This window comes from Rhodoferax sp. (assembly GCF_010365055.1).
GTDB lineage: Bacteria > Pseudomonadota > Gammaproteobacteria > Burkholderiales > Burkholderiaceae_C > Rhodoferax.
The window spans coordinates 1-16716 of the sequence record NZ_JAAFHA010000081.1; the positions used below are offsets into that span (position 1 = coordinate 1).

The following is a 16716-nucleotide window of genomic DNA, read 5'->3' on the forward strand; positions in this document are numbered from 1 at the left end:
AGTCCGCCGGCAGCCGAAGCGGCACCGGCCGGGCCAATGGGCGGCGCAGCGACGCCAATCGTCACAGCCTCAACCGACGTGAGCGCCCCCGCGCTGACCGCAGATTTTTTTGAGCAAATTGCGCGCCTGATCGATTACGCACGGCCCGCACTCGGGACGGATGATGCCCGGTTTAACGAGCAGACCGAGACCTTGCTCACGGCCATGCGTCAACCGGAGACCGATGTGCTGGCGCTCAAGCGGATGCTGGGCAGCTTTGGCGACCGGCTGTCATTTGCCGCCGAAGACCAGGCCGAGATCAAGGTCACGTTGCTGAAGTTGTTGCACCTGATCATCGAGAATATTGGCGAACTCAGTCTGGACGATCGCTGGCTCAAGGGCCAGATTGAGGCCCTGATGACGGCCTCGACGCCGCCACTCACCTTGCGCCGGCTCGACGATGTGGAGCGGCGCCTGAAAGACGTCATCTTCAAGCAGACCGAGGCCAAGGGCCGGGCCCTGGAGGCGCAGGAAGAAATGCGCCAGATGCTCGCCACCTTCATTGACCGCTTGTCGCAAATGACCGAGTCCACCAGTGCCTACCACGGCAAGCTGGAAGAAAACGCGCGCCTGATCGAGCAGGCCAAGACCCTGGCTGATATTGCGCCCGTCTTGAAAGAGGTGGTCGGGGCCACCCGCACCATGGCGCATGACAGCTTGAGCGCTCGTGACGAGTTGCGCGGCATGCGCGAGAGGGCTCAAGTCACCGAGGCCGAACTCGCCAAATTGCACCAGGAACTCGACCGCGTGAGCTCTCAAGCACGTCATGACCCGTTAACCGGCGCCCTCAATCGCAAGGGGCTGGAGGAAGCGGTCAACCGCGAAGTCTCCAACGTGCGCCGCAAAGAGACGCCCTTGTGCATGGCCCTGCTGGACATCGACAACTTCAAGCAGCTCAATGACACCCTCGGTCACGCGAGTGGGGATGTGGCGTTGACGCATCTGGCCACGGTGACGCGTGAGGTCATGCGGCCGCAAGACACGCTGGCGCGCTATGGCGGTGAGGAGTTTGTCATTCTGATGCCTGACACTGCGCTGGATAATGGCATTGAAGCCATGACCCGGTTGCAGCGCGAATTGACCAAGCGCTTCTTTCTGGCGGGCACCGAAAAGGTGCTGATCACTTTCAGTGCCGGCGTGGCGCAGCTCGCTGCCGACGAGACTGGTCAGAGCGCCATCAAGCGCGCCGACCAAGCCATGTATTTAGCCAAACGCTCCGGCAAAAACCGCGTGCTGGGCGCATGAACGAAAGAGGGCTTCTATGAGCTATTTGATTCTCGGACTGTTCATTTTTCTCGGGGCTCACTCGGTGCGCATCGTCGCCGATGACTGGCGCACCCGAACCAGGGCGCGCATTGGCGCCCTGCCCTGGAAAGTCTTGTACTCGGTCGTCTCCCTGCTGGGTTTCGTGCTGATCGTTTGGGGCTTTGGCTTGGTACGCCAGCAACCGGTCCAGCTATGGAGCCCGCCGGTGGCGCTGCGGCACTTGGCCTCGCTTTTGACCCTGCTGTCCTTCGTTCTGTGGGTGGCAGCCTACGTGCCCGGCAACATCATCAAAGAGAGAATTCACCATCCCATGGTGGTCGGTGTCAAGGTGTGGGCACTGGCACATTTGCTGGCCAATGGCAACCTGGGCCATGTGATATTGTTTGGCTCATTTCTGGTCTGGGCCATTGTTGACTTTATCTCCGCAAGGCGGCGTGACCGCGCGCTCGGTACGCGCTATGCCGGTGGCACGGCAGGCGCTACGGGAATCACGGTGGCATTGGGCGTGGCCGCGTGGATTGGGTTTGCGCTCTGGCTGCATGGCCTGCTGATCGGCGTGCGACCACTGGGCTGAAATACAAGAAAGGGCAAATCATGAGTATCCGAAACCTCGACTCACTGTTTGCCCCCGCCTCGATCGCGGTGTTCGGCGCCTCCCAGCGCGTCGGCAGTGTCGGCACCACGGTATGGCACAACCTGAGTTCAGGCAACTACCAGGGCGCTCTTTACGCCGTCAACCCCAAGCACCGCAAGCTCGGGGCTCATCCAGTGGTGGCCAAAGCCGCGGATCTGCCCGGAGCACCCGATCTGGCGGTGATCTGCACGCCACCGGCCAGCGTGCCAGGCTTGATTGAAACCCTGGGGCGCCTGGGCACACGCGCCGCCGTGGTGATGACCGCCGGCATGAGCGACCCGCAAAAGCAGGCCATGCTGGACGCGGCACGCAGACACTTGTTGCGTATTTTGGGGCCCAACTGCATTGGCCTGCTGGCACCGCACCAAGGCCTGAATGCCAGTTTTTCCCACATTGACGCGCAGCCCGGCGAGGTGGCCTTTGTGTCGCAGTCCGGCGCCTTGGTCACGGCCATGCTGGACTGGGCGCAAGGGCGCGGCATTGGCTTCTCCTATTTTGTCTCGCTGGGTGAGCACGCCGACGTGGACTTCGGCGACATGCTCGATTACCTGGCCAGCGACGCCAGAACGCGGGCGATTCTGCTGTATGCCGAGTCGATCGACTCACCGCGAAAATTCATGTCTGCAGCGCGCGCCGCAGCGCGCAACAAGCCGGTGATTGTCGTGAAAGCGGGGCGCTCGGCGCAGGGCCAGTTGGCAGCCGCTTCGCACACCGGCGCGCTGGCCGGCTCCGACATGGTGTTTGAGGCCGCGATCGCGCGTGCCGGCATGTTGCGCGTCAACACCTTGCAGGAACTGTTTTTGGCGGCCGAAACGCTGTCGCGCTTTCGCACCAACACCAGTGACACCATGACCATCCTGACCAACGGCGGTGGGGCCGGCGTGATGGCGGCCGACGCAGCCGCCTTTGCCGGAGTCAGGCTGGCAGAACTGAGCGACAGCACACGACAAAAGCTCGATGCCGTGCTCCCGGCCAACTGGTCACACGGCAACCCGGTGGACATCATTGGCGACGCGCCGGTGTCGCGCTATGAACAAGCGCTCAAAGTGCTCAAAGACGACCCCGGCAGCGGGGCCGTGCTGTTTATTCACGCCCCCACGGCCATTGTGCCGAGCGCCGACATTGCGCGGGCACTGGTGCCACTGGCCCGGCACCAACCCGGCGTGCCGCCTCGATTGATGAGCTGCTGGCTCGGCGACAAGGCAGTGATGCAGGCGCGCCAGTTGTTCCAGGATGCGGACATTGCCAACTTTGACACGCCAGAGCAGGCCGTCAGCGCCTTTTCCATGTTGCGGCGCTACCGACGCAACCAGGCCGAGCTGATGGAGGCACCACCGGCCTTGCTGGCGGATCTGCGACCCGACACGGCGACCATCCGGGCGCTGGTGCTGGATGCATTGGCCAGTGGCCGCGAGCTGCTGACCGAGCCGGAAGCCAAGGCGGTACTGGAGGCTTGCCACATCCCGGTGGTACCCACGCGGCGCATCCCCGCCACGGCAGCCGCTGCGGTCAAGGCCGCCTTGACCATCGGTTTCCCGGTGGTACTGAAGATTTTGTCGGATGACATTTCGCACAAATCAGACGTCGGTGGCGTGGCCCTCAATTTGCGCGACGAAACCGACGTGCGTGCGGCGGCCAAAACCATGCTCGCCCGCGTCAAGCGCCAGCAACCCACCGCGCGCCTTCAGGGCTTCACGGTGCAGGCAATGGTGCAGCGCCTGCATGCCCAGGAACTGATTGTGGGCAGCACCATTGACCCTGTTTTTGGTCCGGTGATTCTGTTTGGCCAGGGCGGCACAGCCGTCGAGGTCACGGCCGACCGCGCGATCGCCTTGCCGCCCTTGAATGTGCCACTGGCCAAGGCCCTGGTGTCGCGGACCCGGGTTGCGCGCCTGCTTGGGGGTTGGCGCGACACGCCCGCGGTCGACCAGGCAGCGCTGCATCAGGTGCTGGTGGCGGTGTCGCAGTTGCTGGCCGAGGTCCCCGAGATTGCCGAACTCGACATCAACCCGCTGATCGTCAACTTCGAGGGCGCGATGGCGCTTGATGCCCGCATCCGCCTGAGTGCGGCGACTCCGGCCGGGGCCAGCAATTTTGCCATCCGTCCCTATCCGGTCCAGCTGGAAGAGACTATCCGGTGGCAGGGGCGCGACTTGTTATTGCGCCCGATCCGGCCCGAGGACGAGGCCTCGCACCTGGATTTTTTGCAGCAGCTCGATCCGGAAGACGTTCGGATGCGGGTTTTTTACACCCGGCGCAGCATCGAACGCTCAGAACTCGCCCGCCTGGTTCAAATCGACTACGCGCGCGAAATGGCCTTTGTGGCGCAGGCCCCCGGGCCGGATGGCGAGCCGCAGACCTTGGGCGTGGCACGTGCCATGGTCGACCCGGACAACGTGGACGCAGAGTTTGGCGTGATTGTGCGTTCGGAACTCAAAGGCACAGGCTTGGGCCGCTTGTTGATGGAAAAGCTGGTGGCCTATCTGCGGGCCCAGGGCACCAAGCGGCTGGTGGCCACCGTGCTGGATTACAACGAGCGCATGCTCAAATTGGCCAAGGACATGGGCTTCCAGGAAGAGCCGGGGCATAAAAACGGCGAGGGCACGAAATTCATCTTTCTGCCCATCACTTGATGCCGATCGCCCACTGGATCAGGTACTTCGCCACAAAGCCGGTCATGCCAAAGGCCAGACCGAGAAATATGACAAAGGTGCCAAATTTTCCGGCTTTGGATTCCCAGGCCAGATGGCCGATGATGAACAACATGTAGAGCATGAAGGCGCCCACGCCAAAGCTCAGGCCGAAGGCGGCAATCTGTTCTTCCGAATAGCCGAACATCAGCGGGTCTCCGGGCTCAGAACGTCGCGTTGCGGCAAGCCGGACGCATCGACCAGATCGCGGTAAGCGTGCCAGCTGGCATGGCCCAGCAGCGGCATGACCAGCACCAAACCCAGCAGCGCAGTCGCCATGCCCAACAAGGTCAGGCCCATGATCAACGCGGCCCAGAACGCCAGCGGTAAGGGATTGGCCAGCACGACGCGCCAACTGGTGAGCACCGCCTGCATCAGCGTGACTCGCCGGTCCAGCAGCAAGGGGATGGTAATCACCGTCGAGGCAAAAATCGGCCCGGCCAGTACCCCGCCCAGCAGCAGCCACAGCTCAAACAGGAAGCCGCTGCGCGCGAGCATCACATGCTGGACAAAGTCGACCGGGTTGTTGATGGGCACTGGTGCCAGCAAGGTGATGAGTGCCGCCGAGGTCAGCACCCAGCCGGTGCCCGCCAGCGCCAACAGGACGCCGAACTGCACCAGGCTCCAATAGTCGTTGCCCCATTTGTTGCGGTGCTGGCTTTGCCAGTTGAGCCAGGTTTTCAGCACCACGCTGGCATTGGCGGGTTCGCCACGCTCCAGCGCGCGGCTCAAGGCATACAGGCTGGTCGCCAGCACCGGGGCCACCACCAGAAACCCGGAAATCGCGCCGGCCAGCAACCAGAAGCGGTTGTGGGTGAGGACCACGATGGCGGCCCCCACCATGGCCAGCGCCAGACCGTGGGCTAGGCTGATCCAGCCACAGCGGACCAGGTCGCGTCCGCCGAGCCACAGCCAGTACAGGGGCCGGGTCAGAGGTATGCGGCGCACATCAGGCATTTGGGCGCTAAGGGCAGCGGGCGGCGGAATCGATGGGTGCATGGCTGTTGGCGGTTTGGTACTGGGGGGGCGGGCGCGGCGACGGGGAAAACTGGCCAAGCATAATGCCTGTTTTTCTGCTCCAGGAGATTGCCATGCCGCGCCCGATACTTGCCGAAGCCAACATTCATCCCGCCATTCGGGACAAGATTGCCAGCCACGAACAAACCATTGTGCGCGAGGTGCAAGCCGCGGTCGCCAAGCATCTGGTCGTCGTGGTCGGCATGGCCATGAACCCGTTCCCCAAAAAGGTGCGCAAAGCCTTGGCCGCGGCCGGTGTCGCCCATCACTACCTCGAATACGGCAATTACTTCAACAACTGGCGTCAGCGCAACGCCCTCAAGCTGTGGACCGGTTGGCCGACCTTCCCCATGGTGTTCGTCAATGGAGTTCTGGTTGGTGGCGCCAGCGATCTGCAAAAACTGATTGACAGTGGGGAACTGACCAAGCTGTTGGCCTGACGCAAAAAAGCCGACCTCCGCGGATCGCGGCGGTCGGCCGGGCTTGGGAAACCGGTCTTCGTGCTGCTTTACAGCTTGGGCGCAACCGCACCCATGGGACCCATGGGACCCATGGGACCCTTGTGACCCCGATGACCGCCCATGCGCCCGTTTTGGCCGAAGTGCCGAGCGGTGCTGGCGTCAAACACTTTTTGCTGCTCCGGTGTCAGCACGGCATAGAAGGCTTTGGTCGCGTCGCCGCGCTGCGTCATCGCAGCACTCATGTCGGCCATGCGTTTGGTGTGCAGCGCCTGCAGGGTGTCGATGCGCTCGGGCGTCGTCAGCTTGGCAAGTTGCTCGCGATCTGGCCGATTGGCCAGCATGGCACCGGTTGGCTTCATGGCAGCGGCAAAGGTGGACCACGCGGCCTCTTGGGCCGGAGTGACTTTGAGTTGCGCCTTGAGGGCGGCGCTGTGCTGGTCCATGCGGGCCTGCATTCTGGCGGGGTCCATTTTGCCCATGGGCGCGCCCTGCATGCCGCGGTGCATGCCGCCTTGGCCCATCATGCAGTCCTGACCCATGGCCGGGACTTGCGAAAATGCGGCAAAGCCAGCCGTTGCCAAAGCAGCAGCAAGTAAAACGGGTTTGAAAAATGATTTCATGGGTAGCTCCTTAAAGATCAGTCTGAAGCGCAGGATTTGGCATCAGGTTGGGAGCCAGTTTGCACTCACCGTGTGTCGTTTGCATGCGGCCGGCCAGAGGTTTTGTAAAGTTAAGTTACATGATTGATACGTCATTTGATGGGATGATCGACGCCGCAGAAGTTGAATCATCTATTTGAAAGAGTGCAAGTGTTCAAAAACGTTATCGTGTATCGAATTGGGGCGGGCTGGTCAGCCGCCGTCGCGCAAATGGTGGAGAGTCTGGAGGCCGACCGCTTTGTCGAGTGTGGCGCCTCCCAGGAAAAATCCGTCGGCTGGATTGAGCCCCGAGGCGAGGCGCATGGTCCGCTGGTTGAGGCTGTGGGCGGTCAATTGATCCTCAAGCTGATGGTGGAGACCCGCGCCCTGCCGGGCTCGGTGGTTGCGCGCAAAGTCAAGGAGCGGGTGGCGCAAATTGAAGCCAGCACCGGGCGCAAACCGGGCAAGAAGGAAACCCGAGATCTGAAGGATGACATCCGGCTGGAACTCCTGCCGATTGCCTTTACCAAGCAAGCTACGGTACTCATCTGGCTGGACCCGGACGCTCGCTGGCTGGTGATTGATGCGTCCAGCCAGGCCCGGGCCGATGAAGTGGTGACGATGCTGGTGAAGTCCCTCCCCGGCTTGGCGGTGACGCTGCTCAACACCCAGGTCTCACCCGCCGCCGCCATGTCCGAGTGGCTGGTGAGCCAGGAGCCACCCAGCGGCTTCACGGTGGACCGCGAGTGCGAGCTCAAGGCGGCTGATGAGTCCAAGGCCGTGGTGCGCTATGCGCGCCACCCGCTCGACAACGAGGAAGTCAAGCAGCATGTGCAGGGCGGCAAGCTGCCGACCCGGCTGGCGCTGACCTGGGACAGCCGCGTGTCGTTTGTCTTAACCGAGGGCCTGCAACTCAAGAAGCTGACGTTTCTGGAGGTGGTGTTTGAAGGCGCCTCGGCGGGCAAGGACGATGGCTTTGACGCCGATGCGGCCATCGCCACCGGTGAACTGCGCAGACTGCTGCCCGATCTGCTGGAAGCGCTGGGCGGCGAAGTGGCGCTGGCCTGAGCCGGCAGGGAGAAAGCCGCTCCCCAGTGAACATCGGTGAAAACCCGGCGGTCATTGGGAAGCTTGGGCTGAAACGGAAAATCAGCTAGACGACCGGTCTACTTTGATCAGACATTCACCTCAACCCAACACCAACTATCCAAAGGATCAACATGCTGAATTTTGATTTTTATAACCCCACCCAGATCGTTTTCGGCAAGGACCGCATCGCCGATCTCGCCAAACTCGTGCCCGGAGCAGCCAAAGTCCTCATTCTGGTCGGCGGCGCCAGTGCGGAAAAAACCGGCACGCTGGCCGAGGTCCGCCAGGCTTTGGGCACGCGCTCGCACGACACCTTCAGCGGCATTGAGCCCAACCCGGCTTTTGATACCGCGATGCAGGCGGTGCAAAAAGTGCGTGACGGCGGCTTTGACTTTCTGCTGGCCGTGGGCGGCGGTTCGGTGATCGATGCCGCCAAATTCATCGCCGCGGCCGTACCGTTTGAAGGCGATGCCTGGGACATCCTGCTCAAAGGGGGGCGCAACATCAAGAGCGCCTTGCCCTTTGGCACGGTGCTGACCCTGCCCGCCACCGGCTCGGAGATGAACAACGGGTCCGTCATCACCCGGCGTGACATCGGCGCCAAGCTGCCGTTTCGCAGCGCGCATCTGTTCCCCCGGTTTTCCGTGCTGGACCCGACCAAGACCTACACCTTGCCGGCGCAGCAACTTGCCAACGGCGTGGTCGACGCCTTTGTGCATACCGTCGAGCAGTACCTGACCTACCCGGTGAACGCGCCGCTGCAAGACCGTTTTGCCGAGAGCCTGCTGCAAACGCTGGTGGACATCGGCCCGCGCCTGCTGGAAGCCCCCGAGCCCGACTACGACGACCGCGCCAGCCTGATGTGGGCGGCCACTCTCGCGCTGAACGGCTTGATTGGCGCTGGTGTGCCACAGGACTGGGCCACGCACATGATCGGCCACGAGCTCACCGCGCTGCACAACATCGACCACGCGCGCACGCTGGCGATCGTGTTGCCGGCGATGCTGAACGAGCGCCGCGTGCAAAAACGCGCCAAGCTCTTGCAGTACGGCGAGCGCGTCTGGGGCATTCGCAGTGGCAGCGATGACGAGCGCATCAGCGCCGCCATCGACCAGACCCGCGACTTCTTCGAACGCATGGGCATTCCCACACGGCTGAGCGCCTATGGCCTCGGCTTTGATGCCATTGACGTGGTGATTCGCCAACTGGAAGCCCATGGCATGACCCAGCTCAGCGAACACCGTGACGTGACACCAGCGGTGAGCCGGCGCGTACTCGAAGCGGCACTTTGAAGCGCCCGCACGCCACGCCCCCAACAACACTTCACCCCAACACTGAAAGCAACCGCATGCACAAAATTCTCATGGTTCTGACCTCGCACGACCAACTCGGCAACACCGGCGCCAAGACCGGCTTCTGGCTGGAAGAGTTCGCCGCGCCCTATTACGCCTTCAAGGACGCCGGCGCCGCCATCACGCTGGCGTCTCCGCTAGGTGGCCAGCCGCCGCTGGACCCCAAGAGTGACGATGCCGCCTCCCAGACGGAATCGACCCAGCGCTTCAAGGCCGATCCCGCCGCCCAGGCGCTGCTGGCCAGCACGCACAAGCTGAGCGCGATCCACGCGGACGAGTTCGACGCGGTGTTTTATCCCGGCGGCCACGGCCCGCTCTGGGACTTGGCCGAAGACGGCGCTTCGATTGCGCTGATTGAAACGATGCTGGCCGCCGGCAAGCCGGTTGCCGCCGTCTGCCACGCACCCGCCGTGCTGCGCCACCCCAAGACGGTTGACGGCAAGTCCGTGGTGCACGGCAAGTCTGTGACCGGCTTCACCAACACCGAGGAAGCCGCGGTCGGCCTGACCAGCGTGGTGCCGTTCCTGGTGGAAGACATGCTTAAGGCCAACGGCGGCGTCTATTCCAAAGGGCCGGACTGGCAGCCCTATGTGCTGACCGCGGGCCTGCTGATCACCGGGCAAAACCCGGCGTCGTCAGAACCTGCGGCCACGGCGCTGCTGGAAAAGCTCAGCGCGCTATCGCAATGAGGTCGGCTGCCGCCGGCCTGCGCGTAACAGCGCGGGCCAGCACGCGTCCTTGGGGCACCCCAACACGGCGGCGCGGCGGGGTCTGACACTGCTACGATGCGTGCGCCGATCCCGGCGTGCCTTCGAGAAAGCCCATGATCCCGACCGACGAACAAGCCTCCGCTGCTTTTGCGAACCGCGCGCTGTTGCCCTTGATGGTGGTGGTCACCCTGGCGCTCGGCTGGATACTGCTGCCGTTCTACGGCGCCATCCTGTGGGGCGCCATCATCGCGCTGCTGTTCACGCCGGTGTACCGGCGCCTGCTGGCACGGCTCAAATGGCGGCGCACGCAAGCCGCCCTGCTGACGATGCTGCTCATCCTGCTGCTCCTGATTCTGCCCTTTGCCCTGCTCACTGCGGCGCTGGCGCGCGAGGCGGCCCAGGTCTACCAGCAGCTGCAATCGGGTGAGATGAATCCGTCGATCTACTTTCAAGGCGTGTTCAACGCCTTGCCGGACTGGCTGACGGCCCTGCTCGACAGCTTCGGTCTGGTCAACTTCGCCGCGCTGCAGCGCCGCTTGGCGGCAGCGCTGGCGCAGGGCAGCCAGTTTCTCGCCACCCAGGCGCTGGGCATTGGCCAGCTGACCTTTGAGTTCGTCACCAGCCTGTTTATCACCTTGTACCTGGCTTTCTTTCTGATCCGCGATGGCGACGCCGTCGCGCGCGCGCTGCGCGACGCGGTGCCGCTGGCGCCTGAACACAAGAAAGAGCTGATCGGCAAGTTCACCACTGTGATCCGGGCCACGGTCAAGGGCAATTTGCTGGTGGCCCTGATCCAGGGCACCCTGGGTGGCCTGGCGTTCTGGGCGCTGGGCGTGGGCGGCGCCCTGTTGTGGGCGGTGTTGATGGCGTTCTTGTCGTTGCTGCCCGCGATTGGCGCCGGTCTGGTGTGGGTGCCGGTGGTGGCTTACTTCTTCGTCACCGGCGCCCTCTGGCAAGCCATTGCCCTGACCGCCTGGGGCGTGCTCGTGATCGGTCTGATCGACAACCTGTTGCGCCCCATTCTGGTCGGCAAGGACACGCGCATGCCCGACTACGTGGTGATGATCACCACACTGGGTGGCATGGTGGTGTTTGGCATCAACGGTTTTGTCATCGGCCCGGCGATCGCGGCGATGTTCATGGCGGTCTGGCACATTTACGCCGCGACGCGCATTGAAGCGGCCCCCTGAGCGTCTGAAGTGCTTGGCGCGCTGCGGGCCCGCCTCTGTGGAGCAGGTCAGCAGCGGCGAGCACCTCAACTCTTTTTCATCGGGCAGGAATTGATGCCCAGCAGGGTATACAGCGGGCACCAGCCCAAGGCACCGGTGGCCAGTGGCACCACGCCAACCCAGCCCCAGACGCCAATATTGCCGTTCAGGGTCAGGCCAATCAGCGCCAAGCCTGCGACGATGCGCAGGATGCGGTCGATGCCGCCTTCGTTTGTTTTCATGAGGAACTCCTGTCAGGGTTAGGGAGCCTGCATTGGACGCCTGATGGCGCCCTTTGTCTGTGACAAAAGTCACCTGGCACGCGCGCCACAGCCGTCAAAGCCTGCGCTAACAAGCCCGATACGCTATTACTTCAATAGCTACTAAGGATTATTTCACGCGGTCTACAGCCTGATTTTATCAATATTTTTCAGGGTTTGACAGGCGCCAGCAACTGGCCCGACGCATCGCGAAATTCCATCGGCTGGCGGCCCCAGGCTTGGAGCTGGGGCAAAACCTTGACCTGGTCACCGACGGCGACCACGATCAGGTCCTTCGGTTCCAGGTAGCGCTTGGCGGCCGCGAGCGCACTGCTGACGGTCACGGCCGCCAATTTGCGCGGCAACTTGACGATGCTGTCCGCCGGCAGACCACGCACCCAGTCGCTGGCGTAGCTGCCCGCCACCACGGCGTTGGTGTCAAACAGGCCGGGCAGGGCCAGCAGTTCGGCGTTGCGCACCCGGCTGAGTTCCGCAGAACCCATCGGCTGGGCGCGCATGCCCTCAATTTCCTTGAACATGTCGGCCAAGGCTGCAGCGGTGACGTCGGTGCGCACGCTGGTGCGAATGGCAAACTGGCCGCTGTCCCGGTCCATCGAGAAGTTTGATGCCACGCCGTAGGTGTAGCCTTTGACTTCGCGCAGCTGCGTGTTGATGCGCGAGGTGAACAGCCCGCCCAGGGCGGCGTTCATCACATCCACGGACGCGGCCTGGGGGTTGGCAGCGCGCGGCCCGAGGCTGAGCACCGCCAACGCCGTTTGCTGGGCACCCGGTTTGTCCACCAGCAAAACGCGCGCGGCCGTGCTGACCGGGCTGACGGCGTGCGTCAAGGCCGGCGCCGTGCTTGGCTTTTTCCAGTGGCCAAAGAGCTGCTTCACCAGCTGGCGCAACTCTTTGGCGCTGACATCACCCGCCACCACCAGCGCCGCCTGGTCCGGGCGGTAATGGCGTTGCCAGAACTGCTGCAGGGCGGCGCTGTCGGTGGCCTTGATGCTGTCTTCATGCCCCAGCGCGCTGTAGCCCAGCGGATGCGCCGTACCAAACAGGGCCTGGTTGCCCAGCACGGCGGCCACGGCGCCGGCTTGCGCGCGCTGCTCGGCCAGGGCGCCCAGGCGCGAGCCCTTGAGGCGCTCAACCTCGGCAGCGCTGAACACCGGGTTGAGCGCCACATCGGCCAGCAAGCCCAGACTCGGCGCGAAGTTGGCCTTGAGGCTGCTCACATTGATGCGCGCCTCTTCGCGTCCGGCGCCGGTATGCAGCGAGGCGCCCAGATCGGCTATTGCGTCGGCGATCTGCTGCGAGCTACGCGTGCGCGTGCCCTCTTGCAGCATGGCGGCGCTAAAGCTGGCCAGACCGGGCTGATTCAGCGGGTTGGCGTTTTGGCCGGCGCGCAGCACCAGGCTGGCGCTCACCAAAGGCAGGCCGGGCTTGGGCACGTGCACCACGGTCAAGCCGTTGGCCAGCGTGAAGCGCCGCCCCAAAGGCAGGGTCAAGGGCGTGGCCTGGCCTGAGGGCGGGCGCTGCTTACGCCAGGCTTCATCAATGTTGAGCGCATCGCCCTTCACCACCTCGGTGGGCATGGTTGGCGTCGCCACCTCTGCGGCGAGTTGTTGTTCGCCGGGCGTGGTTTGCACCACGACGCGGGCATTCTTGCGCAAGTAGGTCGCCACCACTGCACGCACCGCTTCAGGCGTCACGGCGCGGTAGCGGGCCAGGTCCTGGCCGACAAAATCAGGCTCGCCCACCTGCTGGTTGTAGCTGTTGAGCGTGTCGGCCAGGGTGCCGACTTTCTCCAGCCGCGCCAGCATGCCGGTTTCAATGCGGGCCAGGGCGCGCTGCACCTCCGCGTTGGAGGGCGCGGTTTGGGCCAGCTCGGCGAGTTCCGCGTCCACCAGCGTTTCAATCTCTGACAAGGACTGGCCGGCGCGGGCCGTGACCTCCAGGCTGAAGACCGAGCCCAGGCTGTAGGAGCTCTGCTGGGCGGAAACCGACTGCGCGATCTGGCGCTCGTACACCAGTTTCTTGTACAGGCGGCTGGCTTTGCCACCGCCCAGAATGCTCGCGGCAATGTCGAGCTCGGCATCGCCCGGTTTGAAGCCGGCCGGCGTGTGCCAGGCCAGGTCCAGGCGCGAGAGTTCGACCCGGTCTTTGACTTGCACGCGTTTTTCTTCGCTCAGCACCGGCTGCGCCACCACCGCTGGCGGCAGGGGCGCGCCCGCCTTGAGCGCGCCAAAGTATTTTTGCAGCAGCTCCTTGGCGTGCGCCGGCTTGAAGTCGCCGGCCAGCACCAGCGTGGCGTTGTTGGGGCGGTAATAGCTGCGGCCAAAAGCCTTGACGTCGTCGAGCTTGATCGACTGGATGTCGGCATGCGAGCCCATGATGACCGCGCGGTAGGGGTGGCCCGCGGGGAACAAGGCGCCATAGACGGCCTCCTCGGTCATGCCGTAGGGTTGGTTTTCAATCGACTGGCGCCGCTCATTGCGCACCACGTCCTGCTGGTTGGCGAGGGAGGTGGAGTCGACCTCGTCGCTCATGTAGCCCAGCATGTCGGACTTGATCCACAGCCCCAGTTCCAGCTCTTTGGATGGCAGGGTGAAGAAGTAGTTGGTGCGGTCAAAGTCGGTGGAGCCGTTGGAGTCGGTGCCGCCGACCGCATCGACCAGCTTGTCGGTCTCGCCCCGGGCAATGTGCTTGCTGCCGGCGAACATCAGGTGCTCGAACAAATGGGCAAAGCCGGTCTGCCCGCTAGCCTCGTTGCGCGGACCCGCATGAATCCAGAGGTTGAAGGCCACCAGCGGCAAGCGGTGGTCTTCCACCAGGATGATTTCCAGGCCATTGGCCAGCTTGTATTTTTCGTGGCGAATCGACAAGCGGCCATGCTCGGACTGCACCGCACCGGCGCTGACGACGCCGGCCCGGCCTGGCGTGGCCAGAAAAATGGCTTGCAGGCCGACACAGGCCAGGGCGGCAACGAGAGGGGTTAAACGCATGGGCGGTCCTTGGTGCTTCGGACGGCGCACCTTGCGCCGTCATGAATCTGAAAATAGGGGTCTTATCCATTGACAACGCTACTTAAATAAGAGCTGCTAACGCTTACAGGACGAGGGCTAAAGCGGAATTTCTTATAAATTTTCGGCTATGTGTCACCTAGGGTTGCAAAACGGAGTCCGGCTACGTCCGGAAATCCTCCCTATTGTGCAATCTAGGGCTGTGCAGCACGAAATCCTAATGGCCCGTTTCGTGGATTACAGGTTGGACGGCGGAATTTCCAACGACAGCAGCGCAGCGTAAGCGGTCATAGCGTCTGCGACTGTGGATGGCTATTGACGACCACAACGGGTGCTTCCGGGTGGCAGCTTTGGGCAGCAGAAAATTTGCTTCGACGTTGCGGATATGCAGTGGCTTATTAACGTAGCTGTTCGACTATGCTCTCCGTTTAAGCTCAGCGGGTAAGGCGCCGAAGTATCAGCCTCACTTCCGATACTGCGCGATATATCTAATTCAACTCCTCTGCCTCATGCTGGAAAAGCTGTTCAACAAGCTCGCCGACGATGGATCCGCCGAATTCATCTACCTAATTATCGGGTCACTGCTTCTCTTCGTCTATCAGCGGGTCCGCAGTGCTATCCGCCAGTTCGGTGCCCGCCGCAAATTGCGCAATGATCTGAGCGCCTACCTTGAGCGCAAGGGCGCAATCAACGTCATAGACATCGCCAACGGCGACCCGGAGTTTGCGAAAAGCAATATCTTCGTACGCGAAGTTACAAATTTCGGCCGACCAAAGTCATTGTTCATCAGCATGTCGGACGAGCATCAGGCCAAGCTACGGAGTCGCCAAATAGAGGCAGGCTATGGCACCCACCAGTGCACCTGCTTTCAGCCCGACGAATCATTCAACGGTTCAGGAGATTTTTCGGAACTTGCGGTCATTACTGACATTGCCGATTTGCCCATTTTGATCGAGAAGCACAGAATCATCGTTTCTGAAAAATTCGTTCACGGTACCGATGGCATGATGTTTAACGGAGAAAAATATGGCGTTTTCAACTTACGCTTCACGCGTTTCGGCTTTAACGAAGCGCCAGGCGTCGAACTCGACCTCTTTCATACTGATTACTTCACCCATCGAGTATTCCGTTCTATTTATCAGGAGTTGAAAGGCGCGGGTCACCCGATCGCTCAGGCCAGCGTCGAAAACTTCCTCCAATATCGGCCCTTCTTCACTTCCTTTGGTGTAAATGCCCTTCTTATCTGCGAAGGGGAACGTGGCAGGGAAATCGTTCTCGGCAAGCGCTCGGCCCGGGTGCATGGTAGTAGCGCACGCTACCATGTCACCATGAACGAAGGTTTGTCGCAAACTGATAAGGATGCCTTCGGGCGCGTCGATCTTGAACTGTGCTTTAAACGCGGCCTGCTTGAAGAACTCGGCATAGACGATAAGCTCTATTGCCTCGCCAAACGCAGCGCCTTCTACGACTTTTTCCTTGAACGAAATAACCTTGAAATCGGTCTTTCGGCAGTCTTTGAACTGGACGTTGGTTTTGCCGCCGAAATCGAGCCACTGGTTGCACGCGACAAAGCTTACGAGGCTGATGGATTCGAAACACTTCCCCTCAAGCACAGGCCGATTCGAGATTTTGTTGGCCAAAACGAATTTGTTCCGCACGGCCTCTATGTCATAGAGCACGTGCTGATGCGGGAAGGCATCTCGATCAGCAGCATTGGTAAAGCAGTGGTCTGATCCGACGCAAAGAGTCGTCCTCCTGTTGCTTTCACTCGTCTGTCAAGCAGCACTTGCCGACGTTCATGAGTGGCAAGTGTTTGACCTGTAACTGGGCCATGGCGGTGTTGTCAACATCATTGATCGGTGCGGCCTCTGCTGCAACGACCCGCAAGGCGGTGTTAAGCGCCGCGCAAAGCGCTACAGATAGTAGGGTCGCCTTTTCGGGGCTGACGGAACCCACAATAGAACTGCAGCTGTCAATGACCGGTATCGGGCAGGCAGTTTCGGCGGTCGAATGTCGCTTGAGGGTCGTTATGCAGAGATGTACATAAGGGCCCAAAGCCGCAGCTCAACGATGACTTGTGAACGTCCGAGATCAGTCTTTACCCGGCTTCCAACCATGTCCATGAATCAGTTTCAACATTGGTTTCCTCCCGCGCCAACCTCAGAATGCACATAGTCGAAATCACTTCTGAGCACCCGGGCGAACTCAGTGGCCCAGCGTCGTCGCCAAGGCGGGTAGTGCAACATTCGTTCTGTAATTTCCCCGACCACTGAAACTGACCCTGTTTGGAAGTTTCTGGTTTTGGGATTTTTTAATCAGGCCCCTG

14 protein-coding genes are annotated in these 16716 nt (G+C 62.0%); 9 read left to right on the top strand and 5 right to left on the bottom strand.

What is annotated here, in order from left to right; all coding sequences use genetic code 11:
* The 3 genes from GZ093_RS15785 to GZ093_RS15795 form a co-directional block, all read left to right on the top strand.
* A partial coding sequence (locus GZ093_RS15785; protein ID WP_296487621.1) for a GGDEF domain-containing protein occupies positions 1-1284 on the top strand: 1284 nt, incomplete at its 5' end.
* A gap of 16 nt (positions 1285-1300) precedes the next feature.
* Positions 1301-1879 (top strand): NnrU family protein, encoded by a 579-nt coding sequence (locus GZ093_RS15790; protein ID WP_296487624.1) that lies wholly within the window; start codon positions 1301-1303, stop codon positions 1877-1879.
* A 20-nt stretch (positions 1880-1899) separates the two neighbouring features.
* Positions 1900-4572 (top strand): bifunctional acetate--CoA ligase family protein/GNAT family N-acetyltransferase, encoded by a 2673-nt coding sequence (locus GZ093_RS15795; RefSeq protein WP_296487628.1) that lies wholly within the window; start codon positions 1900-1902, stop codon positions 4570-4572.
* On the opposite strand, the gene GZ093_RS15800 is transcribed toward GZ093_RS15795, so the two are convergent.
* Together GZ093_RS15800 and GZ093_RS15805 are read right to left on the bottom strand one after the other, a co-directional pair.
* The gene (locus tag GZ093_RS15800) at positions 4565-4777 is read right to left on the bottom strand and encodes a DUF2788 domain-containing protein (protein WP_296487631.1); all 213 of its coding nucleotides are present in this window, start codon (positions 4775-4777) and stop codon (positions 4565-4567) included. The two genes, GZ093_RS15795 and GZ093_RS15800, sit on opposite strands and share 8 nt — an antisense overlap.
* On the bottom strand, positions 4777-5628 hold the full coding sequence (locus GZ093_RS15805; protein ID WP_296487633.1) for a DUF2189 domain-containing protein: 852 nt from the start codon (positions 5626-5628) through the stop codon (positions 4777-4779). The genes GZ093_RS15800 and GZ093_RS15805 overlap by 1 nt, the downstream gene beginning before the upstream one ends.
* A gap of 92 nt (positions 5629-5720) precedes the next feature.
* On the opposite strand from GZ093_RS15805, the gene GZ093_RS15810 reads away from it, so the two are divergent.
* The gene (locus tag GZ093_RS15810) at positions 5721-6086 is read left to right on the top strand and encodes a glutaredoxin domain-containing protein (protein ID WP_296487635.1); all 366 of its coding nucleotides are present in this window, start codon (positions 5721-5723) and stop codon (positions 6084-6086) included.
* Between the two features lie 68 nt (positions 6087-6154).
* On the opposite strand, the gene GZ093_RS15815 is transcribed toward GZ093_RS15810, so the two are convergent.
* Positions 6155-6727, bottom strand: a complete 573-nt coding sequence (locus GZ093_RS15815; RefSeq protein WP_296487638.1) for a Spy/CpxP family protein refolding chaperone — start codon at positions 6725-6727, stop codon at positions 6155-6157.
* A 189-nt stretch (positions 6728-6916) separates the two neighbouring features.
* On the opposite strand from GZ093_RS15815, the gene GZ093_RS15820 reads away from it, so the two are divergent.
* The 4 genes from GZ093_RS15820 (at position 6917) to GZ093_RS15835 (ending at position 11086) form a co-directional block, all read left to right on the top strand.
* Positions 6917-7813, top strand: a complete 897-nt coding sequence (locus tag GZ093_RS15820) for a recombination-associated protein RdgC (protein ID WP_296487640.1) — start codon at positions 6917-6919, stop codon at positions 7811-7813.
* A gap of 152 nt (positions 7814-7965) precedes the next feature.
* Positions 7966-9126 carry an iron-containing alcohol dehydrogenase gene (locus GZ093_RS15825; protein WP_296487643.1) on the top strand — a complete coding sequence of 387 codons (1161 nt, stop codon included), beginning with the start codon at positions 7966-7968 and terminating at the stop codon, positions 9124-9126.
* Positions 9127-9182: 56 nt separating this feature from the next.
* The gene (locus tag GZ093_RS15830) at positions 9183-9875 is read left to right on the top strand and encodes a type 1 glutamine amidotransferase domain-containing protein (RefSeq protein WP_296487646.1); all 693 of its coding nucleotides are present in this window, start codon (positions 9183-9185) and stop codon (positions 9873-9875) included.
* Between the two features lie 134 nt (positions 9876-10009).
* Complete coding sequence (locus GZ093_RS15835; protein ID WP_296487650.1) at positions 10010-11086, top strand: AI-2E family transporter; 1077 nt, start codon at positions 10010-10012, stop codon at positions 11084-11086.
* A 65-nt stretch (positions 11087-11151) separates the two neighbouring features.
* Here GZ093_RS15835 and GZ093_RS15840 read toward each other — a convergent pair whose 3' ends face one another.
* Together GZ093_RS15840 and GZ093_RS15845 are read right to left on the bottom strand one after the other, a co-directional pair.
* Positions 11152-11346, bottom strand: a complete 195-nt coding sequence (locus GZ093_RS15840) for a DUF2892 domain-containing protein (RefSeq protein ID WP_296487653.1) — start codon at positions 11344-11346, stop codon at positions 11152-11154.
* Between the two features lie 188 nt (positions 11347-11534).
* The gene (locus GZ093_RS15845) at positions 11535-14372 is read right to left on the bottom strand and encodes a pitrilysin family protein (RefSeq protein ID WP_296487656.1); all 2838 of its coding nucleotides are present in this window, start codon (positions 14370-14372) and stop codon (positions 11535-11537) included.
* A gap of 527 nt (positions 14373-14899) precedes the next feature.
* Between GZ093_RS15845 and GZ093_RS15850 the strand changes: the two genes are divergently transcribed.
* Positions 14900-16123, top strand: coding sequence for a hypothetical protein (locus GZ093_RS15850; protein WP_296487659.1), 1224 nt, complete (start codon positions 14900-14902; stop codon positions 16121-16123).
* The last annotated feature ends 593 nt before the right edge of the window (positions 16124-16716 follow it).

What these genes read in the sequence shown, in the direction of transcription:
- GZ093_RS15790 (WP_296487624.1), top strand. Translation starts at nt 1,301, where the DNA reads ATGAGCTATTTGATTCTCGGACTGTTCATTTTTCTCGGGGCTCACTCG.
- GZ093_RS15795 (WP_296487628.1), top strand. Translation starts at nt 1,900, where the DNA reads ATGAGTATCCGAAACCTCGACTCACTGTTTGCCCCCGCCTCGATCGCG.
- GZ093_RS15800 (WP_296487631.1), bottom strand. Translation starts at nt 4,777, where the DNA reads ATGTTCGGCTATTCGGAAGAACAGATTGCCGCCTTCGGCCTGAGCTTT.
- GZ093_RS15805 (WP_296487633.1), bottom strand. Translation starts at nt 5,628, where the DNA reads ATGCACCCATCGATTCCGCCGCCCGCTGCCCTTAGCGCCCAAATGCCT.
- GZ093_RS15810 (WP_296487635.1), top strand. Translation starts at nt 5,721, where the DNA reads ATGCCGCGCCCGATACTTGCCGAAGCCAACATTCATCCCGCCATTCGG.
- GZ093_RS15815 (WP_296487638.1), bottom strand. Translation starts at nt 6,727, where the DNA reads ATGAAATCATTTTTCAAACCCGTTTTACTTGCTGCTGCTTTGGCAACG.
- GZ093_RS15825 (WP_296487643.1), top strand. Translation starts at nt 7,966, where the DNA reads ATGCTGAATTTTGATTTTTATAACCCCACCCAGATCGTTTTCGGCAAG.
- GZ093_RS15830 (WP_296487646.1), top strand. Translation starts at nt 9,183, where the DNA reads ATGCACAAAATTCTCATGGTTCTGACCTCGCACGACCAACTCGGCAAC.
- GZ093_RS15835 (WP_296487650.1), top strand. Translation starts at nt 10,010, where the DNA reads ATGATCCCGACCGACGAACAAGCCTCCGCTGCTTTTGCGAACCGCGCG.
- GZ093_RS15840 (WP_296487653.1), bottom strand. Translation starts at nt 11,346, where the DNA reads ATGAAAACAAACGAAGGCGGCATCGACCGCATCCTGCGCATCGTCGCA.
- GZ093_RS15845 (WP_296487656.1), bottom strand. Translation starts at nt 14,372, where the DNA reads ATGCGTTTAACCCCTCTCGTTGCCGCCCTGGCCTGTGTCGGCCTGCAA.
- GZ093_RS15850 (WP_296487659.1), top strand. Translation starts at nt 14,900, where the DNA reads ATGCTGGAAAAGCTGTTCAACAAGCTCGCCGACGATGGATCCGCCGAA.